Below are 17985 nucleotides of genomic sequence, written 5' to 3'. Positions count from 1 at the left end.
GCCAGTAACCGCAGACCGCACGCAGAAGTTGACGAATTAACCACTCGGGACACTAATTGACCCCGGCATCCGCCAGCGCGCCCGGGCAGTTGGTCACCAGGTTCTGCGGCACATTGGTGCCACAGGTCCAGATTTCCGTGTTCACATTGTAGCTATAGGACACAAACCGCCCTGACAGGCCAGGCGCTGCGCTCTGGCCATTGGCGCCAAATTCGTAGCGCACACTGTAGGTATCACCCCCCTCGAGCGCATCACTGAGATCCAGGGCGCCATTGACTTCAATGCTGCCATATTGGCCGGTGGTCTGGACGTCGAGGTCCGCAAACCCGAATACTTGATTTTCATAGGCATATTGCTGGACCGGACCACGAACCGCACCTAACAGACTATGCGATTCAATAAACTGCGTTCGAGCCAGATAGTTTTGATACTGAGGAATGGCTATCGCAGCCAGAATGCCAACAATCGTGGTTACGATCATCAACTCAATAAGCGTTAATCCCTGTTGTTGTTGCATCATTCGCTCGGCTGTTTCAGGTTGGCGTCATGAATAGAATGCACAGGGCATGCCGAAGTTAACGTCGAATTGGTTGAATAGCGTCGCACCTTCCCAATAAGTCACCAGCCAATCTCGTCATTGCAACAAACAGAAGTATCGCGGCAATCAATTCGATAGACTCCTCAAACAGGTGGTCTACAAGCAAATATCCAAGGTAATTCGCGGATGGTGGCGTCCAGATTGGGTGATTAAACAGCAGTTCGTTGGACTGAGACCAAGCCGGTAACTCCAACAGAGAAAACCGGTGGATGATATGCTCACCAAGTCTTTCCTGCCAACTTCCCAAACGGCGCAATGCCGAGCCGAAGCCTACAAGACCGTATACTCCGTATGCAGGTACTAGCCAAACAATCGTGCCAGCGCTCAGAATTCGTGCCTTCCAAAACAACCAGACTGGTACGGCCATACAAATTGCCAGCACTAGATAGAACGTCAATTCCCAAATCATTCGAACTTCAGTTGAGGTGAGGTTGCTTACATCCGTCAGCCACGGGATGAAAACGATAGAAGCCATAACATGCCGAAAATTCATGCTGTCTTCTACAAGCATTAGGGTAAGACCGAAACACAGTATGATCATAGCTATTTGTGTTGTCTGGTCGGCCACTGATCGCAATTGCCGGAATGTAAAAAACATTGCCACAGCAGAACAACCCAGCAATAACCACTGCACCATCTCTACCAGTTGACCTTCTCGAAACAGCCAGTACCACAATAACGGTAAACCAGAATTGGTGATCGCGATCACTTGATGCTGCAACTCGCCAAGGTTCAGAAAGTCCACTACAACGACTGCCACCCACATGGCCAGGAGACAAACTACTGCTATAAATAAGATGAATTTTCTGGCAGTTAGGGCTCGTGAATTCATTTTTATAAATCCCAAAAAAAAGCCCCCGAGTACTCGGGGGCTCCATTATACCGCTAGTCGTTCAAGTTAGTATTAACTTCCAGAGGCTGGCGGAGCTCCATCGCAGTTCGAAGCGAGCTCATTTGCCACTGTCGTATCACAGACCCAAATTCCCTGGCCCGCTGTATATGTGTAGGTTACGGTCTCAGTGTTGAGTCGAGGGTTGGCGCCTGCGAACGTGTATGTCAGCACATAGGTATCGTCAGTTGCCAGTGCTGTACCAACATCACCACCCGTCACATTGCCGTACGAACCGTTTGTCTGGAGTCCCAGGTCAGCAAAATTAAACGTTTGACCAGAATCCACTCGCTCTTGAACGGACACTCTCGCCGCCCCCAGCATTGAGTGAGATTCTGAGAATTGTGAACGCGCAATATAGTTCTGATACTGCGGAATGGCTACCGCAGCCAGGATACCGATGATCGCTACGACGATCATCAGTTCGATCAAACTGAAACCTTTCTGATTTTGCATGTTATGTCTCCATCGGATTAAGACTGCTTTCTTTTAAACCGGCACCGAACACTGGCAGGTGGCCCGGAACCGTGTAGGCGCAAAGCTACCCTAGTTTGGTTGCTATCGCCATACCCGAAGGGTCAACTTGGGGCTCCAGATTCCCGTTTTGTGAACTGGAGCACTGAAAGTCGCTCTATCGGTTGTGTCATAATTACATTGCCAGACTCGTGCCAACCGTCAGATTATTGCACAAAAATGCCAACGGGTGCTCATTTCGGCGGGTGTGCATCGAATGGACAGAGAAAAGCACGGCTTTACGGGGCAACGCTCAAGGGCAGATGTGACACTGAGCGTCACCTCACCTGACGCTGAACGTCACTCGTCGTCAAGATCAAGCTTTTTCAGGCGGTAGCGCAAGGCCCGAAAAGATATCCCCAGTTCCCGCGCCGTGGCGGTTCGGTTGCCGTCATTATCGCGCAGTGCCTGGCGAATCAATACGCGTTCGACGTCCTCTAGGCAGGCCTCCAGACCCAGTTCGCGGGCTGCCGCCAGTAAGTCGTCGTCACTGCCGACGGAAGATTGTCTGGCCCTGTCAGAGCCGGCCGCACCCATGACTGTGGACTGTCCCTGAACCGCAGGCAGCAACTGCAGGTCTTCTGGCTCGATGGCCCCTCCATCGGACAAGGTCAGCGCTCTTTCGAGTATATTTTCCAGTTCGCGCACATTGCCCGGAAAAGAATGTGCACTCAGCGCATCGGCCGCAGATTCTGTCAGCTCGGGTATTCGCATGTCCATATCAGAAGCCAATCGGTTCAGAATGTGTCGACTCAGCACCAGCACATCCTGAGGCCGCTCGCGCAACGGCGGCAGATGCACGCCAATGACATTCAACCGGTAGAACAGATCCTGGCGGAAACGTCCGGCGTCCACCCAGGCAGCAAGGTCGCGGTGCGTCGCACTGAGCAGCCGCACGTCGACACGCTGCTCTTTCGCGGCGCCGACCGGCCGGATGGATTTTTCCTGCAGTACGCGCAACAGCTTGACCTGCATATCCAGCGGCAGTTCGGCGACCTCATCCAGAAACAGGGTGCCGCCGTCTGCCGCACGAAACAGGCCCGGCTTGTCGCTGTAGGCGCCGGTGAAGCTGCCTTTGACATGGCCGAACAGTTCGCTTTCCATCAGTTCCCGCGGAATGGCGCCACAGTTGACCGCGACAAACGGCTGCTCGGCACGTGCGCTGAGGGCATGAATCTGGCGGGCAGCCAGCTCCTTGCCGGTGCCCGACTCACCGCTGATATACACCGGCGCCTGACTGCGTGCCACCTTGTTGATCAGGGCGCGCACCTCTTCCATGGCGGGAGAAGTCCCCAGAAGCGGCGGCGCCTCTGACTGACCAGGCAACACCGGCTCCTTGCCCAGACGCACGGCCGACCGGATCAGATCGCGCAGATGCTGCAGATCAAGCGGCTTGTTGAGAAAATCGAAGGCACCCGCCTTCAATGCCTCGATGGCCGTCTCCATATTGCCGTGGGCGGTAATCATGACGACGGGCAAGCGGGGAAACTGCGCCTGCAGGTAGCGCACCAGTTCTATGCCGTCACCGTCGGGCAGTTTCATGTCGGTCAGGCAGAGATCAAACGTCTGCTCACCCAAATGGCGCCGGGAGTCCTCCAGCGTGCCGGCCTCGACGGCTTGCAGGCCCATGCGCTGCAAGGTCATCACCAGTAGTTCACGAATATCCGGCTCGTCATCGATGATCAGCACTCGGGCTTTCGCAGCCTGGGGTTCCTGCGTCATGTACCGGCCTTGCCTGCCTCTTTGCTGCCCGGATCTGCCGGTTTGGCGCTTTCAGCGACTGGCTCTGTTTTGGTCGTTTTGCCAGCAACGGGCTGCTTGCTTACGGGTGCTGGCGCCTTGCGCCGATCCTCACCTCTGGCTTGGCGGGGCAGGCTTTCTTCCTGCGAGGCCTTGAGCGTCACCCGGAAGCAGGCGCCGCCATGCGCCGGCTCGCGGTATTGCAGGTCGCCCTGATTGGCCTGAGCCAGCTCACGGGACAGATACAGCCCAAGCCCGGTGCCCTCAGGCTGGGTGGTGAAGAAGGGTCGGAACAGCGACTTTCGCCGATCAGGCGATACACCCGGCCCGTTGTCCAGCACATCGACATAGACCTGCTCATCCTGCAAGCGCCCGAACGCAATGCGGATTCTCGGCTCTCCGCCGGAGCCGGCGTGGCGCACGGCATTCTGACACAGGTTGGTCAGTATCTGCTGCAGGTGGCTGGGGTCACACCAGGCCAGCGTGGTGTCGCGACCCGAGATGATCTGGATCGGGGCCTTGTTCACGCCCTGGCTCTCGTTGAACGAGCGCAGAAAGCGCGGCAGGAACTGGTTCAGTGTCAGCTTCTGTGGTTCATGGCGATCACGCTTGCCCAGTTGCATGACGTTTTCAATCAGACGATTGATGCGACCGGTGTGCTCCTGCACGATACTGACCAGCCGCTTGTCGTCGGTGGCCAGGTCGGTGGATTCGGCCAGCAGTGCGGCGGCATGGCCGATAGCGCCCAGCGGGTTGCGCACCTCATGCGCCAGGCTGGCGGTCAGTCGACCCCAGGCCACCAGCTTGAGCTGCTGGGCCTGTTCTGCTGTGGCGGCTGCGTCATCCATGAATATCAACGCGCTCTGGTCCAACCCCGAGCCGATGCGGCGATACTGCACCAGCAGCGGATGCTGGGCGGCATTGATCAAATGACGCCGCCGCGCCCCCGGGTCCTGCCGCACCCACTGGCGCACGGCACGCGCCAGCTCGGTGGAACAGGCTCTGAGTTCTCTCGGCCGGCCTTCGATCTGGAGCAAATGCCGCGCCGCACGGTTGATCAGGCGCACTCGGCCTTCTATGTCGAGGACGACAATACCGGTGTCCATCTGCTGAATTACATAATCGGTCAACTGCGCCATATTGGCCAGATCCAGGCCGCGCTGCGCGGCAAGGGCCTCATTGAGGCGGCTGCGCCGGCCCAACACATGAGCCAGAGCTGCCACCGCAAAGAGGGCCATGCCCATCAGGCCGGCCACCGGGAAATTGCCGTCGCCACTGAACACATTCCAGTGCACATAGACTTCCTGCACCAGAATGGCCAGGGTGCCGATGGAGGCAAAAAACAGTGCCATGCGCCCTTCCGAGATCAGGCTGGCGCCGATAATGCTGATCATCAATAGTAGAGCGACCCCGCCGTCTACCCCACCACTGGCATAAATCAGCACCACCATGGCCGCGACATCCAGCAAGACACCGGCGAGCAGTTGCAGTGACAATGACGGTTTACGCCGCACCAGCGGCCAGATGATCAGGGTGCCCAGCAACAGATAAAGCACGCCGACTTCATAGAACAGTCGCGCCAGATAGTTCGGCCACCAGTCCGGCAACAGACTCAAACCGGCAAGAAACACACAGGCACCCGCTACTATCAATCGATAAAGATTGAGCACCATCAGCAGCCGCCAACTGTAATTGCGGCTGCGCGACTCGGCGTCGGTTTCAACTATTTCGGTGATTGCGGGGCTGGCCTTGCGGGCGGCCGGCTTGGCGACGGGGCGTGCGGTCATGTGGCGTCCTGCTCTGCTATGTTATTACCATACTGTGAACTGTTTCAGGCCTTGAGCCATGTGCGAGGCACACACACCTAGTGCTGCGCAAAAGTCCTGTTACAATGGTTTTCCATATTAGCTGACAATAACAGATTTTCCATGACCACAGTACTGTCCGGTTTGGGCAAGCGACTGGTCGACCGGGGTATCATCACGGAAGACCGCCTGAAAGACGCTCAGCAGACTGCAGCGCGCGACAAGACGCCGCTGGTAGCCTACCTGGTGCAGAACAGTCTGGCTGATGCCCGCTCGCTGGCCACCATGTCCAGCGAGGAGTTCGGTATTCCCATGCTGGACCTGGCGGCCTTCGATCGCGAGTTGCTGCCCAAAGATCTTGTCGAGACCAAGCTGATCCAGCACCACCGCGCGCTGCCCCTGTTCAAGCGGGGCAACCGGCTCTATGTGGCCCTGTCGGACCCGACCAATCTGGCCGCGTTGGATGAAATGCGCTTTGCCACCGGGCTGACCACCGAGCCGGTGCTGGTAGAGGAAGACAAGCTGGCTGTCATGCTGGAAGAGGCCGCCGATGAGGGCCCGTCCGCCCTGGAAGGCCTGGACGACGGCGACTTCGAAGAACTGGATGTTGTCGACGAGGCGCAGGAGCAGGAAGAGCGCACCGACATTTCCGGCTCGGACGACGCCCCCATTGTGCGCTTCGTACAGCAGATGCTGCTCAGTGCCATCAAGAAAGGGGCTTCGGACCTGCATTTCGAGCCCTATGAGCGCTCCTACCGGGTGCGGATTCGCATCGATGGCGTATTGCAGACAGCGGCCAAGCCGCCGATTCAACTGGCCCCCAAGATTACCGCGCGCCTGAAGATTCTGGGCAATCTGGATATCTCCGAGCGCCGTGTGCCACAGGATGGCCGCATCAAGCTGCGCATTTCGCGCAACAAGGCCATCGACTTTCGCATGAACACCTTGCCCACCCTGTTCGGTGAAAAGGTGGTGTTGCGGATACTGGACCCGTCCAGTGCCAAGCTGGGCATTGATGCGCTGGGCTATGAACCCGACCAGAAACAGCACTACATGACGGCTCTGTCGAAACCCCAGGGCATGATTCTGGTCACCGGTCCGACCGGCTCCGGCAAGACCGTCTCGCTCTACACCGGCATCAATATCGTCAATCAGGAAGGGGTCAATATTTCCACGGCGGAAGACCCGGTCGAGATCAATCTGGAAGGGATCAATCAGGTCAATGTGAACGCCAAGGTCGGCCTGGATTTCGCGTCTGCCTTGCGCTCGTTTCTGCGCCAGGACCCGGATGTCATCATGGTCGGGGAGATACGCGACCTGGAAACCGCCGCCATCGCCATCAAGGCGGCCCAGACCGGGCACATGGTGATGTCAACCCTGCACACCAACAGCGCTGCTGAAACCCTGACGCGACTGCTCAACATGGGCGTACCGTCATTCAACCTGGCCACCACCATCAATGTCATCATTGCCCAGCGGCTGGCGCGGCGCCTGTGCAGCCAGTGCAAGAAGCCGGCCGAGATTCCGGAAGACACCTTGCGCCGGGAAGGCTTTGATGACGACCTGCTGGCCGAAGCGACGCTGTATCAACCGGTCGGCTGCAGCGCCTGCAACAAGGGCTACAAGGGCCGGGTGGGCGTTTACGAAGTGGTGCGTATTACGCCTGCCATCTCGCGTATTATCATGGAAGAGGGCAATTCAATCCAACTGGATGAACAGTTCCGCAAAGAGGGCTTCAATGACCTGCGACGCTCCGGCCTGCTGAAGGCCGCGCAGGGTGTGACCTCGCTGGAAGAAATCAACCGTGTAACATCGGAACACTGATATGGCGACGAAAACCATCTCCTTCGAATACCAGGGCTCGGACAGCAAGGGCAAGCCGATCAAAGGCGTGATCAATCAGCAGAATGCAGCTTTGGCCCGTGCGGAACTGCGCAAGCAGGGCGTCAAGGTCAAGAAGATTGCCAAGCAGCGCCAGCCTTTGAGCCTGGGCAACAATCGCATCGGCTCGGAGGACATTGCCCAGTTCACGCGCCAGATGGCCACCATGATGCGCGCCGGTGTGCCGCTGATCAAATCCTTCGATATCGTGGCCAACGGGCTGGAAAAGCCGAAAATGCGCCAACTGGTACTGGACATCAAGGAGCGGGTGTCCAGCGGGGGCACGCTGGCCGATGCGCTGCGTGCCAATGACTACTACTTCGATGATCTCTACTGCAACCTGGTCGAATCGGGCGAACAGTCCGGTGCGCTGGAAACCATGCTGTCGCGCATTGCACTGTACAAGGAAAAGTCGGAATCACTGAAGAAGAAAATCCGCAAGGCGCTGACCTACCCGATCGTCGTGCTGGTGTTTGCTGTGGTGGTCACCATCGTGCTGTTGTGGCGGGTGGTCCCGGTTTTCGCCGACATGTTTCAGGGGTTCGGCGCTGACCTGCCTGTGCTGACCCAGATGGTGGTCAACCTTTCCGACTGGCTGGCGGCCAACATCCTGTATCTGTTTGTGGGCATTGTCGGTTCCCTGGTGGCCTTCTTTCAGGCCATGCGGCGCTCCCGAAGTTTCCGGCAAAGCGTGCAGAAACTGATGGTGCGCCTTCCGATCATCGGCAAACTGACGCGCACAGCGGCGATTGCACGCTATGCACGAACGCTGTCGACCACCTTCGCCGCCGGTGTACCGCTGGTAGACGCGCTGCGCTCTGCTGCCGGCGCGTCGGGCAATATCGTATTTTCGAATGCCATTGACCGGGTTAGGGCGGACGTCGAGTCGGGCACCGAGCTGAACCAGTCGATGAACAATCAGGATCTGTTCCCACCCATGCTGGTGCAGATGGTGACCATCGGCGAGGAAGCCGGCTCACTGGATGACATGCTGGGCCGTGCGGCCAATATTTATGAAGAAGAGGTCGACAGCCTGGTGGATGGCCTGACGGCGATGATCGAGCCGTTCATCATGGCGTTTCTGGCCATTGTGGTTGGCGGGCTGCTGATTTCCATGTACCTGCCCATCTTCATGATGGGGTCGGTCATCTGATGGCGGATTTTGCCGCCATCCTGACCGCCTTCCCTGCGCTCCACCTCGTTTCGGCTACCCTGCTGGGTTTGCTGGTGGGCAGTTTTCTGAATGTGGTCATCCTGCGCCTGCCGGTGATGCTGGAGCGCCAATGGCAGTCAGAAGCCAGTGCCGTCCTCGGCCAGGAGGGCCCGGAGCCCGCTACTGAGCCCTTCAATCTGGCCGTGCCTCGCTCGCGCTGCCCGCAGTGCGGCCACACCATTCGCTGGTATGAAAACATCCCCTGCCTGAGTTGGCTGTGGCTGCGCGGCCGCTGCAGCCAGTGTGGCACCGGCATCAGCCCGCGCTACCCCATGGTTGAGGCACTGACTGGCGCCTTCAGTCTGGCCGTGGCGCTGACCCTTCAACCGGGGCTGGAAACCCTGGTCTGGCTGGCCTTTTTCTGGGCCCTGATCGCCCTGACCTTCATTGATCTGGATACCCAGTTGTTGCCCGACCAGATAACCCTGCCGTTGCTGTGGGCAGGACTGCTGGCCAGCCTGCTGGGCCTGACCGGCACCGGCCTGCAGGACAGCGTGATCGGCGCCATGGCCGGCTACCTGTCGCTCTGGTCGGTCTATCATGGCTTTCGCCTGCTCACCGGCAAGGAAGGCATGGGCTATGGCGATTTCAAACTCTTTGCTGTCTTCGGCGCCTGGTTCGGCTGGTCGGCCCTGCCGATGATCATTCTGCTGGCGTCACTGGTCGGCGCGCTGGCCGGTGGTCTGATGATTCTGCTCGCCGGACGGGACCGCCAGATCCCGATCGCCTTTGGTCCCTATCTGTGCGCTGCGGCCTGCGTCTACTATTTCTGGGGTGAGCAACTGGTCAGCGCCTACCTGAACTGGGCCATGGCCTGATGATAGCGGGTATCACCGGCGGGATAGGGTCTGGCAAATCCGCCGTCAGCCACTATCTGCACGAACATTTCAGCATACCGGTCACGGATGCCGACCGCATCGCTCGGCTGGTGGTGGAACCCGGCGAGCCGGCCTATGAGGCTATCGTGCGGCGCTTTCCGCAAGCCCGGCAGGCGGATGGCAATCTGGACCGCGCCTGGTTGCGCGAGCATGTGCTGCCCGATGACGCAGCGCGTGCCTGGCTTGAAGGTGTCACCCACCCAGCCATCCGGGAACGCATTCGTGAACGACTGATGAGTCATCAGGGGAAGGCCGAATACCAGGTGCTGGACTCACCCCTGTTGCTGGAAACCGGACAGGACAGCCTGTGCGACCTGGTGGTGGTGGTTGATGCAACAGAAGCCCAGCAGATAGAGCGGACGGTGATTCGTGATGGTCATTCCGAAGCGCTGGTACGCAGCATCATGGCCAAGCAGTGGTCCCGCGAGCAGCGCTTGCAGGCGGCCGACCTGATTGTCGATAATACCGGTTCCGCCGAGGCACTGACCGCGGCGATTGAAACCCTGCATCTGAAACTACAGGAGCGCGCCAGGCATGTCTGATCAAACAGAGCACACCGCAAACGACGCGCTGTCAGTGCCCTGCCCGACCTGCGGCAAGGCCGTCAAATGGACCAAGGCTGAACTCTACCGGCCGTTTTGCAGCAAGCGCTGCCATCTGATTGACCTGGGGGATTGGGTCACCGAAGGCCATCGGATTCCGGGTGAACCGGCCATCGACGAATTGATGTCAGAGGATCTGGAGCGGGACTAGTGTCCTGTCTGGTTAATTCGACACTGCTCTCAGGCGCATTCGGCGCGCAGTGACTCTATGATGCCGGCATTGGCGGCCGGAAACTGCTCAGGGTCCAGCTCTGTTACCAGCATCCAGCACACTTCCTGACCTTCCAGGCCAACAGCCTCGCCGGAAAAAGCGCCGACGCGGGCCACTTCAAGACGCACCTGACGATCACCATAATCGTGCTCGATCACCTGCCAGGGCGTGACGTCGACCGGAACATCCAGAGTCAGTCCCACTTCTTCGGCAAACTCCCGCATCAGGGCCTCGGCGAGCGACTCTCCTGTTTCGATCTTGCCACCGGGGAATTCCCAGCGCCCGCCCTGGTGCTGGTGTTCTGGTCGGCGCGCTACCAGCACTCGATTTTCGGCTGTCTCGACGACGCCAACGGCGACTCTGATCAACGGTACTGGACTGATGGCCTGCTCTGCTGTCATGTTCGGTAATCCGCGTTGATGCTGACATACTCATGGCTCAGATCGGTGGTCCACACGGTTTCCGTGGCATCGCCCCGATCCAGGTCAATATGGATGGTAAACCTTTCCTGGGCAAAAATCGCTGCGCCCTGCTCTTCCCTGTATTTCGGATGGCGCTCACCGCCAGCCACCAGGGGCACATCTTCCAGATGAATACTGACCTTGTCCAATATCAGATCTTCGATCGGGGCGCGACCGATAGCCGCCAGAATTCGGCCCCAATTGGCGTCGCTGGCACTAAGAGCCGTCTTGAACAGGGGAGAATGGGCGATGGTATAGGCCACATCCAGAGCTTCCTGACTGGTGGCTGCATGGTGCACGCTGAGCGCCACGACCTTGGTCGCACCTTCGCCGTCCCGCACAACCTGCAGCGCCAGTTCCAGCATGACTTCCTGCACGGCCGCCCGGAAACGAGACCAGTCTTTCGTACCCGGTTGCAGATGCACGCCGGACGCACCTGTCGCCGCCAGGACGCAGGCATCATTGGTGGAGGTATCGCCATCCACCGTGATGCGATTGAAACTCTGGTCGTTGGTGTCCTGCAGCAGGGTCTGCAGGTCTTTCGCATCCAGTTTGGCATCGGTACAGACAAACGCCAGCATGGTCGCCATGTTCGGGCAGATCATGCCGGACCCTTTGCTGATGCCGGTCACGGTGATTTCCTGATCGCCCAGATGCACCACCACCGAGTGTCCCTTGGGCCGGGTATCCGTGGTCAGAATGGCATTGGCCACCTGATACCAGTCGGCCTGCCCACGTTGCGCGGCCAGATCCGGTAACGCCAGTTCAATGCGAGCCATGGGCAGGTATTCACCAATGACGCCGGTAGAAAAAGGCAGCACGGCCTCGACAGGAACTCCCGCTGCCTTGGCCAGGGTCTGACAACAGGCCAGTGCGTCGGCATGACCCTGCTGGCCGGTCCCGGCATTGGCATTGCCGGTATTGATCAGCAGCATCCGGGGGGACGCCACCGCTGTGCCCAGGTGGTCACGCGCGATATGCACAGGCGCCGCACAGAATTTGTTGCGCGTGAATACCGCGGCAGCCTGACTGCCGGCAGCCAGTTCGATCAGCGCCAGGTCTGTCTTGCCCGCCGTCTTGATTCCGGCAGACCCAACCGCCAGCGACACACCACCCACCGGGCGCAGGTCTGTGGCGATGCCCTTGCCGACCGCCATCTCAGCTCAGCCTGCCATGACAGTGCTTGTACTTCTTGCCTGAACCACAGGGGCAGGGCTCGTTGCGGCCCACCTTGGGCACCGCATCGGCGCTGGCCGGTACATCCTTGCCCTGAGCCTCCAACTGATCACGCAATTCTGCCTGACGGCGCTGCAGTTCCTTCATGGCGCGCTCCTGCTCGGCCCGCTTGCGTTCCATCTCTTCCACTTCTTCGCGACTGCGTACCTGCACGTGCGACAGTACACGAATGGTTTCGCGTTTGACGGAGCCCAGCATTTCCTCGAACAGGGCAAAGGCTTCCTTCTTGTATTCCTGCTTCGGATTCTTCTGCGCGTAGCCTCGAAGATGGATGCCCTGACGCAGCTGATCCATTTGATGCAAATGGTCTTTCCAGTGCTGATCCAGCACCTGCAGCATCACCTGCTTCTCGAAGCGGCGCAGTGCATCCGCACCGGCGACATCTTCCTTCTTCTTGTAGAGTTGCTCAACCTCGGACAGGACTCGATCGCGCAGGCCCTGCTCACCCAAGTGGTCATCGTCTTCCAGCCACTGGTGCAGATCGAGATTGGCAGAAAAAGAAGACCGCAGGTGTTCTTTCAGCCCGTCCACATCCCACTGTTCATGCAGGCTGCCCGGGGGTATGAAATCATCGATGAGTTCGTTGACCACGTCGGCACGGACATTGTCGATAATCTCGGTGAGATCTTCCGAGTCCATGAACTCGTCGCGCTGGCCATACACCACGGTACGCTGGTCATTGGCCACATTGTCATATTCGAGCAACTGCTTGCGCACGTCGAAGTTGCGGTTCTCCACCTTGCGCTGAGCTTTCTCGATGGCGTTGGAGACCATCTTGGCTTCCAGTGCCTCACCCTCTTTCATGCCCAGATTCTGCATCATGGATTTCATGCGGTCAGACATGAAAATACGCATGAACGGGTCTTCCAGAGACAGGTAGAAACGCGACGACCCCGGGTCACCCTGACGGCCGGCACGACCACGCAGCTGATTGTCGATACGCCGCGACTCGTGTCGTTCCGTACCGATGATGTGCAGTCCACCGGCCTCGATGACCGCGGCGTTGCGCTTCTCCCAGTCCGCCTTGATGGCCTCTATGCGGGCTTCATCAGGCTCCTCGAGTTGCTTTGTTTCGGCCTCCCAATTGCCACCCAGGACGATGTCGGTACCACGGCCCGCCATGTTGGTGGCGATGGTGATGGCGCCGGGGCGTCCGGCATCGGCAATGATCTGCGCTTCGTTGGCGTGATTCTTGGCATTCAGCACATTGTGCTTCATGCCGGCCTTGTCCAGTGCAGCAGAAATGCGCTCTGACGCCTCGACGGAGGCTGTACCGACCAGAACCGGCCGCTGGTTCTTTACCGATTCGGTGATGTCGGCAATAACAGCGTCGAATTTCTCCTGCTCGGTCAGATAGACCAGATCGTTGTTGTCCACCCGGGATATCGGTTTGTTGGTCGGGATGACCACAACGTCCAGACCATAGATCTGGCGCAGCTCGAAGGCCTCGGTGTCCGCCGTACCGGTCATGCCGGCCAGCTTGTCATAGAGGCGGAAATAGTTCTGGAAGGTCGTGGAGGCCAGCGTCTGGTTCTCGCGCTGGATAGGCAGGTTTTCCTTCGCCTCTATGGCCTGATGCAGGCCTTCACTCCAGCGACGTCCGGGCATGGTGCGCCCTGTGTGCTCGTCAATGATCAGTACTGTATTGTCCTTGACCAGATAGTCGACATCCCGCTGAAACAGATTGTGTGCACGCAACGCCGCATTGGCATGATGCAACAGACCGAGATTGTTCGGCGCATAAAGCGATTCGCCCTCGGTCAGCAACTCGGAATCAATCAGCAGTTTCTCCAGACTGTCATGACCCTGCTCGGTCAGCTCGACCAGCCGGTCTTTCTCGTCGACGGTAAAGTCACCCGGTTCGGTGATCTCGCCCTCTTCATCGACCTTCTGACGCGTCAGGCGGGGGACCAGTTGGTTCAGTGTCGTATAGAGCTCCGAACTGTCTCCGGCCGGGCCTGAAATGACCAGTGGTGTACGTGCCTCGTCAATCAGGATGGAATCGACCTCATCGACAATGGCAAACACCTGACCGCGCTGATACTTGTCTTCCTTGCGGAAGGCCATGTTGTCGCGCAGGTAATCGAAGCCCATTTCGTTATTCGTGCCGTAGGTCACATCGGCCTGATAAGCGGCCCGCTTCTCTTCCGGGTCCTGCTGGCTGTAGACAATACCGACACTCAGGCCCAGAAATTCGTACAAGGGGCGCATCCAGTTGGCATCACGGGCCGCCAGATAGTCATTGACCGTGACAATATGCACGCCTTCTTCGTCCAGGGCATTCAGGTAGACCGGCAGGGTGGCAACCAGCGTCTTGCCCTCGCCCGTCTTCATCTCGGCAACCTTGCCCTGATGCAGCACGATGCCGCCGATCAACTGCACATCGAAGTGGCGCATGCCCATTACCCGACGGCTGGCTTCCCGGCAGACGGCAAAGGCTTCGGGCAGAATCTCGTCCAGCGTGGCGCCTTCCTGCAGCCGCTGTTTCAACGCCGGCGTGCGGGCCTGCAGGTCTGCATCGCTCAGCGCCTGCAAACCTTCTTCCAGTGCATTGATTTTGACTACCAGCTTGCGCAGCCGTTTGACTTCGCGTTCGTTCTTGCTCCCGACGATGAGCTTGGCGACTTGGGTAAACATTGGACACTTCTGTTACTGAAATTTGAATGGTCGCTACTATACCAGATTAATCAAGCATTTATGACATCATCAGAGGGCACAGAAGCACAGATTGGCGAGCAGAATGACAACTGGGTCAAAAGAGAGAAAAGCAGCAGGGATCGATGGCGCGCAGGTCAGTTGCGAGTACGGGAGATGTAATCAATCGGGTCGCGTGTGCGGCCGTTCTGGTGAACTTCAAAGTGAACGTGCGGTGCCGTGGAGCGACCGGTATTGCCCAGCGCCGCTATGACCTGCCCTTTTTCGACAATCTCACCGACTTCAACAAAGTTTTCCTTGTTGTGGGCATAGCGGGTGATATAGCCGCCACCATGGTTGATATCCACCATGTTGCCATAGCCACCGTTGTCGCCGGAAAAGACCACAACACCGGAAGCGACTGATACCACATCCATGCCCTCCGGACCGGCAAAATCAAGGCCCGCGTGCCAGGTATTCTGACCGGTAAAAGGATCGGTGCGATACCCGTAACGAGAGCTCATCCAGGCACCGCTGCCCACAGGCCGCCCCGCGACAAAGGTTTGATCATCAAGAGAGCGATTGTTGAGCAACGCATCCAACACGGTCAGTTGCTGACGACGGCTGTTCAGATGAATTTCCAGGCGCTCGAGCTCTTCGGCAAATGTGGGTGGGCGCAGATAGCGGGGATCAACCACACCCGGAGCAGGCACCTCGGGACCACCCATGCCCGGAGGCAAAGAAAAATCGAATTCACTGTCTTCCAGACCGGAGACTTCAATGAGCCGCTCACCAAGCGCATCCAGACGGGTCGAGCGGGCTTGCAGTTCAGACAGACGCACCGTCAGCGCGGCCAGCTCTTCTTCCGACTGGAGGCTCAGTTGGGCCAGGGCTTCCCGCTGCGACTGGATTTCCTGATCCCATTGCTGCAAGGCGCGGTCACCAATGGTTCGACTGGGATCAGGGGTTCCGCCCACATAGCCGAGGTAATACAGTCCGGCTCCGGCCGCTAACAGCAAATACGGCATCAGCCTGCCCAGCCACGAGGGCAGGTACAGTGATTTTCCGTGGCGCTGTGTGACCAGAATGATCTGCATGTTTTCTTATTGTCTCCGCAAAGCTAATGACGACAGCAGCCGAAAGCCGGCCACCCGCGCTGTCAGGCGAGCACAGGGCGATATGAAATCGGCGCAGCTTCCGAGCTGTCAAAGGTCATGTATTCCCATGTTTCCGGGTGACAGATCAACTCCCGCAACAACAGGTTGTTCAGACCGTGTCCCGATTTTTCAGCCACAAAATGGCCGATCAGGCTGTGACCCAGCAGATAGAGATCGCCTACTGCGTCCAGAATCTTGTGTTTTACAAACTCGTCGTCATACCGCAAGCCATCTTCATTCAGAATGCGGTAATCATCCATCGCGATGGCATTGTTGAAGTTCGCACCCAGCGCCAGGTTGTTAGCCCGCAGGTATTCGAAGTCACGCATGAAACCGAAGGTCCGGGCCCGGCTGATTTCCTTGACGAAAGTCGAGGACGAAAATTCCAGGCTGGCATATTGTTTGTTCGTATCGAATGCCGGATGATCAAAATCAATCCTGAAACTGATCTTGAAACCATCATGCGGCTCGAAACGTGCCACGCGATCGCCGTCACGCACTTCTACCGGACGCAATATCCGAATGTATTTCTTGGGGGCATCCTGCTCGGCTATGCCGGCAGACTGCAAAAGGAAAACGAAGGGCCCTGCACTGCCATCCATGATGGGCACTTCAGCCGCACTGACCTCGACATAAGCATTGTCGATGCCGAGGCCAGCGAAGGCTGACAACAGGTGTTCCACGGTATCCACACGCACATCACCCTCCATGAGGGTGGTGGACAGCGTCGTTTCGCCCACATTCTTGGCAAAGGCGTGGATGTCGACCACGGGGTCCAGGTCAGTCCGACGGAATACAATCCCTGTATCCACGGGAGCAGGACGGAGGGTCAGAAAGACCTTTTCGCCCGAGTGTAGACCGACTCCTGTCGCCTTGATGACATTTCTGAGGGTGCGCTGTTTCACCATGTGTTCCGGAAATCCTGCATAATAGGGTGTAAAAATAGCCTGCAAAGCCCGCTGATATTAACAGAACAGGCCTTTTCAGCCCAATTAACAATTGTTAATCAGCCTGACGCCGTAAGAACGCCGGAACGTCAAGAAGATCATCCATATTATCACTTCTTGCGCCAGAATTCTGACTTCTAGTCTCAGTGTCACGACGTCTCATGACCGTGGGACGATCCAGTTTCTGGTAGTTGGTTTCCGGAGCCTTGCGTGTATTGTCGACAGCTACCGTGGGGCGCTCTGCTCTGTCCGCCTCACCGATCCCTGTAGCAACAACAGTCACCCGGATCTCATCACTGAGCTCAGGGTCAATAGCAGTACCTATCACTATAGTAGCATCATCTGCGGCAAATTCCTCTATGATGTCACCCACAGCCTGGTACTCGCGCAAGCCCAGATTGACCCCGGCGGTGATATTGACCAGCACCCCGCGGGCACCTTCAAGGTCGACATCTTCCAGCAGCGGAGAGCGGATTGCTTCTTCGGCAGCTTTGACCGCACGGCCTTCCCCTCTGGCTACGCCGGCGCCCATCATGGCCATGCCCATTTCGGACATGACAGTTCTGACGTCGGCAAAGTCAACATTGATCTTGCCCTGACGAACGATCAGATCGGAAACGCCCTGCACGGCATTGAGCAGCACGTTGTCGGCTTCGGCAAAAGCGTCGAGCAAGCTGATATCGTCATCCATCGCCGACAGCAGCTTCTCGTTGGGAATGGAGATCAGCGAGTCCACATACTGGCGCAAAGCCTCCACTCCGGCTTCGGCCACTTTCAGTCGCCGCTTGCCTTCAAAGCGGAACGGCTTGGTCACCACGCCGACCGTGAGAATACCCAGCTCCTTGGAGACTTCGGCCACTATCGGCGCTGCTCCGGTACCGGTGCCACCACCCATACCAGCGGTTACAAAGACCATATCAGCGCCCGTCAGCGCTTCGGTCAGTTTATCCCGGTCTTCCAGCGCGGACTGCCGTCCCACCTCCGGGTTTGCACCGGCACCCAGGCCGCGGGTAATACCGCCTCCCAACTGCAGTACGGTTGCACCATCCACGGCATCCAGGGCCTGGGCATCGGTATTGGCACAAATGAACTGCACCCCCGGCACCTGATTGGTCGCCAGCATGTGCTGAATGGCATTGCAGCCACCACCACCGACGCCAACCACCTTGATTACCGCCTGATTGGGCGCCGATTCGATCAGGGTGAACATGTCACCTGAA

Annotated in this window: 16 protein-coding genes; 5 read left to right on the top strand and 11 right to left on the bottom strand. The window is 58.1% G+C overall.

Translation table 11 applies throughout. From position 1 onward, the window contains the following. Positions 1-52: 52 nt before the first annotated feature. The 5 genes from LAT62_RS05430 to LAT62_RS05410 form a co-directional block, all read right to left on the bottom strand. Positions 53-520: a pilin gene (locus tag LAT62_RS05430; RefSeq protein WP_293380123.1), complete on the bottom strand. Its 468-nt coding sequence runs from the start codon at positions 518-520 to the stop codon at positions 53-55. Positions 521-575: 55 nt separating this feature from the next. Further along, entirely contained in the window at positions 576-1430 is an 855-nt protein-coding gene (locus LAT62_RS05425; protein ID WP_293380120.1) for a hypothetical protein, read from the bottom strand. Between the two features lie 72 nt (positions 1431-1502). Then, a complete protein-coding gene (locus tag LAT62_RS05420; RefSeq protein ID WP_293380117.1) occupies positions 1503-1943 on the bottom strand; it encodes a pilin in 441 nt (146 codons plus the stop codon). A 357-nt stretch (positions 1944-2300) separates the two neighbouring features. Next, a complete protein-coding gene (locus LAT62_RS05415) occupies positions 2301-3722 on the bottom strand; it encodes a sigma-54 dependent transcriptional regulator (RefSeq protein ID WP_293380113.1) in 1422 nt (473 codons plus the stop codon). After that, positions 3719-5527 carry an ATP-binding protein gene (locus LAT62_RS05410; protein ID WP_293380110.1) on the bottom strand — a complete coding sequence of 603 codons (1809 nt, stop codon included), beginning with the start codon at positions 5525-5527 and terminating at the stop codon, positions 3719-3721. The genes LAT62_RS05415 and LAT62_RS05410 overlap by 4 nt, the downstream gene beginning before the upstream one ends. Positions 5528-5668: 141 nt before the next feature. Here LAT62_RS05410 and pilB point away from each other — a divergent pair, with 141 nt between their 5' ends. Genes pilB through yacG form a run of 5 tightly spaced genes read left to right on the top strand, consistent with a single transcriptional unit; the run spans position 5669 to position 10270 of the window. Beyond that, complete coding sequence (gene pilB, locus LAT62_RS05405; RefSeq protein ID WP_293380107.1) at positions 5669-7369, top strand: type IV-A pilus assembly ATPase PilB; 1701 nt, start codon at positions 5669-5671, stop codon at positions 7367-7369. A gap of 1 nt (position 7370) precedes the next feature. Next, on the top strand, positions 7371-8579 hold the full coding sequence (locus LAT62_RS05400) for a type II secretion system F family protein (RefSeq protein ID WP_293380104.1): 1209 nt from the start codon (positions 7371-7373) through the stop codon (positions 8577-8579). After that, positions 8579-9457 (top strand): A24 family peptidase, encoded by an 879-nt coding sequence (locus LAT62_RS05395; RefSeq protein ID WP_293380101.1) that lies wholly within the window; start codon positions 8579-8581, stop codon positions 9455-9457. The genes LAT62_RS05400 and LAT62_RS05395 overlap by 1 nt, the downstream gene beginning before the upstream one ends. Next, positions 9457-10059 carry a dephospho-CoA kinase gene (gene coaE, locus LAT62_RS05390; RefSeq protein ID WP_293380098.1) on the top strand — a complete coding sequence of 201 codons (603 nt, stop codon included), beginning with the start codon at positions 9457-9459 and terminating at the stop codon, positions 10057-10059. The genes LAT62_RS05395 and coaE overlap by 1 nt, the downstream gene beginning before the upstream one ends. After that, positions 10052-10270 carry a DNA gyrase inhibitor YacG gene (yacG, locus tag LAT62_RS05385; protein ID WP_293380095.1) on the top strand — a complete coding sequence of 73 codons (219 nt, stop codon included), beginning with the start codon at positions 10052-10054 and terminating at the stop codon, positions 10268-10270. The genes coaE and yacG overlap by 8 nt, the downstream gene beginning before the upstream one ends. Positions 10271-10299: 29 nt before the next feature. On the opposite strand, the gene mutT is transcribed toward yacG, so the two are convergent. The 6 genes from mutT to ftsZ all read right to left on the bottom strand — a co-directional run bounded on the left by mutT (position 10300) and on the right by ftsZ (position 17975). Continuing rightward, positions 10300-10731 carry an 8-oxo-dGTP diphosphatase MutT gene (mutT, locus tag LAT62_RS05380; protein WP_293380092.1) on the bottom strand — a complete coding sequence of 144 codons (432 nt, stop codon included), beginning with the start codon at positions 10729-10731 and terminating at the stop codon, positions 10300-10302. Further along, on the bottom strand, positions 10728-11948 hold the full coding sequence (gene argJ, locus LAT62_RS05375; protein ID WP_293380089.1) for a bifunctional glutamate N-acetyltransferase/amino-acid acetyltransferase ArgJ: 1221 nt from the start codon (positions 11946-11948) through the stop codon (positions 10728-10730). The genes mutT and argJ overlap by 4 nt, the downstream gene beginning before the upstream one ends. Before the next feature lies 1 nt (position 11949). After that, positions 11950-14664, bottom strand: a complete 2715-nt coding sequence (gene secA / locus LAT62_RS05370) for a preprotein translocase subunit SecA (RefSeq protein WP_293380086.1) — start codon at positions 14662-14664, stop codon at positions 11950-11952. Positions 14665-14819: 155 nt separating this feature from the next. Beyond that, positions 14820-15758: a M23 family metallopeptidase gene (locus LAT62_RS05365; protein ID WP_293380083.1), complete on the bottom strand. Its 939-nt coding sequence runs from the start codon at positions 15756-15758 to the stop codon at positions 14820-14822. Between the two features lie 62 nt (positions 15759-15820). Further along, positions 15821-16726, bottom strand: coding sequence for a UDP-3-O-acyl-N-acetylglucosamine deacetylase (gene lpxC / locus LAT62_RS05360; protein WP_293380080.1), 906 nt, complete (start codon positions 16724-16726; stop codon positions 15821-15823). A gap of 94 nt (positions 16727-16820) precedes the next feature. After that, complete coding sequence (gene ftsZ / locus LAT62_RS05355; RefSeq protein ID WP_293380132.1) at positions 16821-17975, bottom strand: cell division protein FtsZ; 1155 nt, start codon at positions 17973-17975, stop codon at positions 16821-16823. Between the last annotated feature and the right edge of the window lie 10 nt (positions 17976-17985).

This window comes from Natronospirillum sp. (genome assembly GCF_022565775.1).
Taxonomy (GTDB): Bacteria; Pseudomonadota; Gammaproteobacteria; order Pseudomonadales; family Natronospirillaceae; genus Natronospirillum.
Note: the sequence above shows the minus strand (reverse complement) of the source record. Positions and strands in the feature narration are given on the sequence as shown.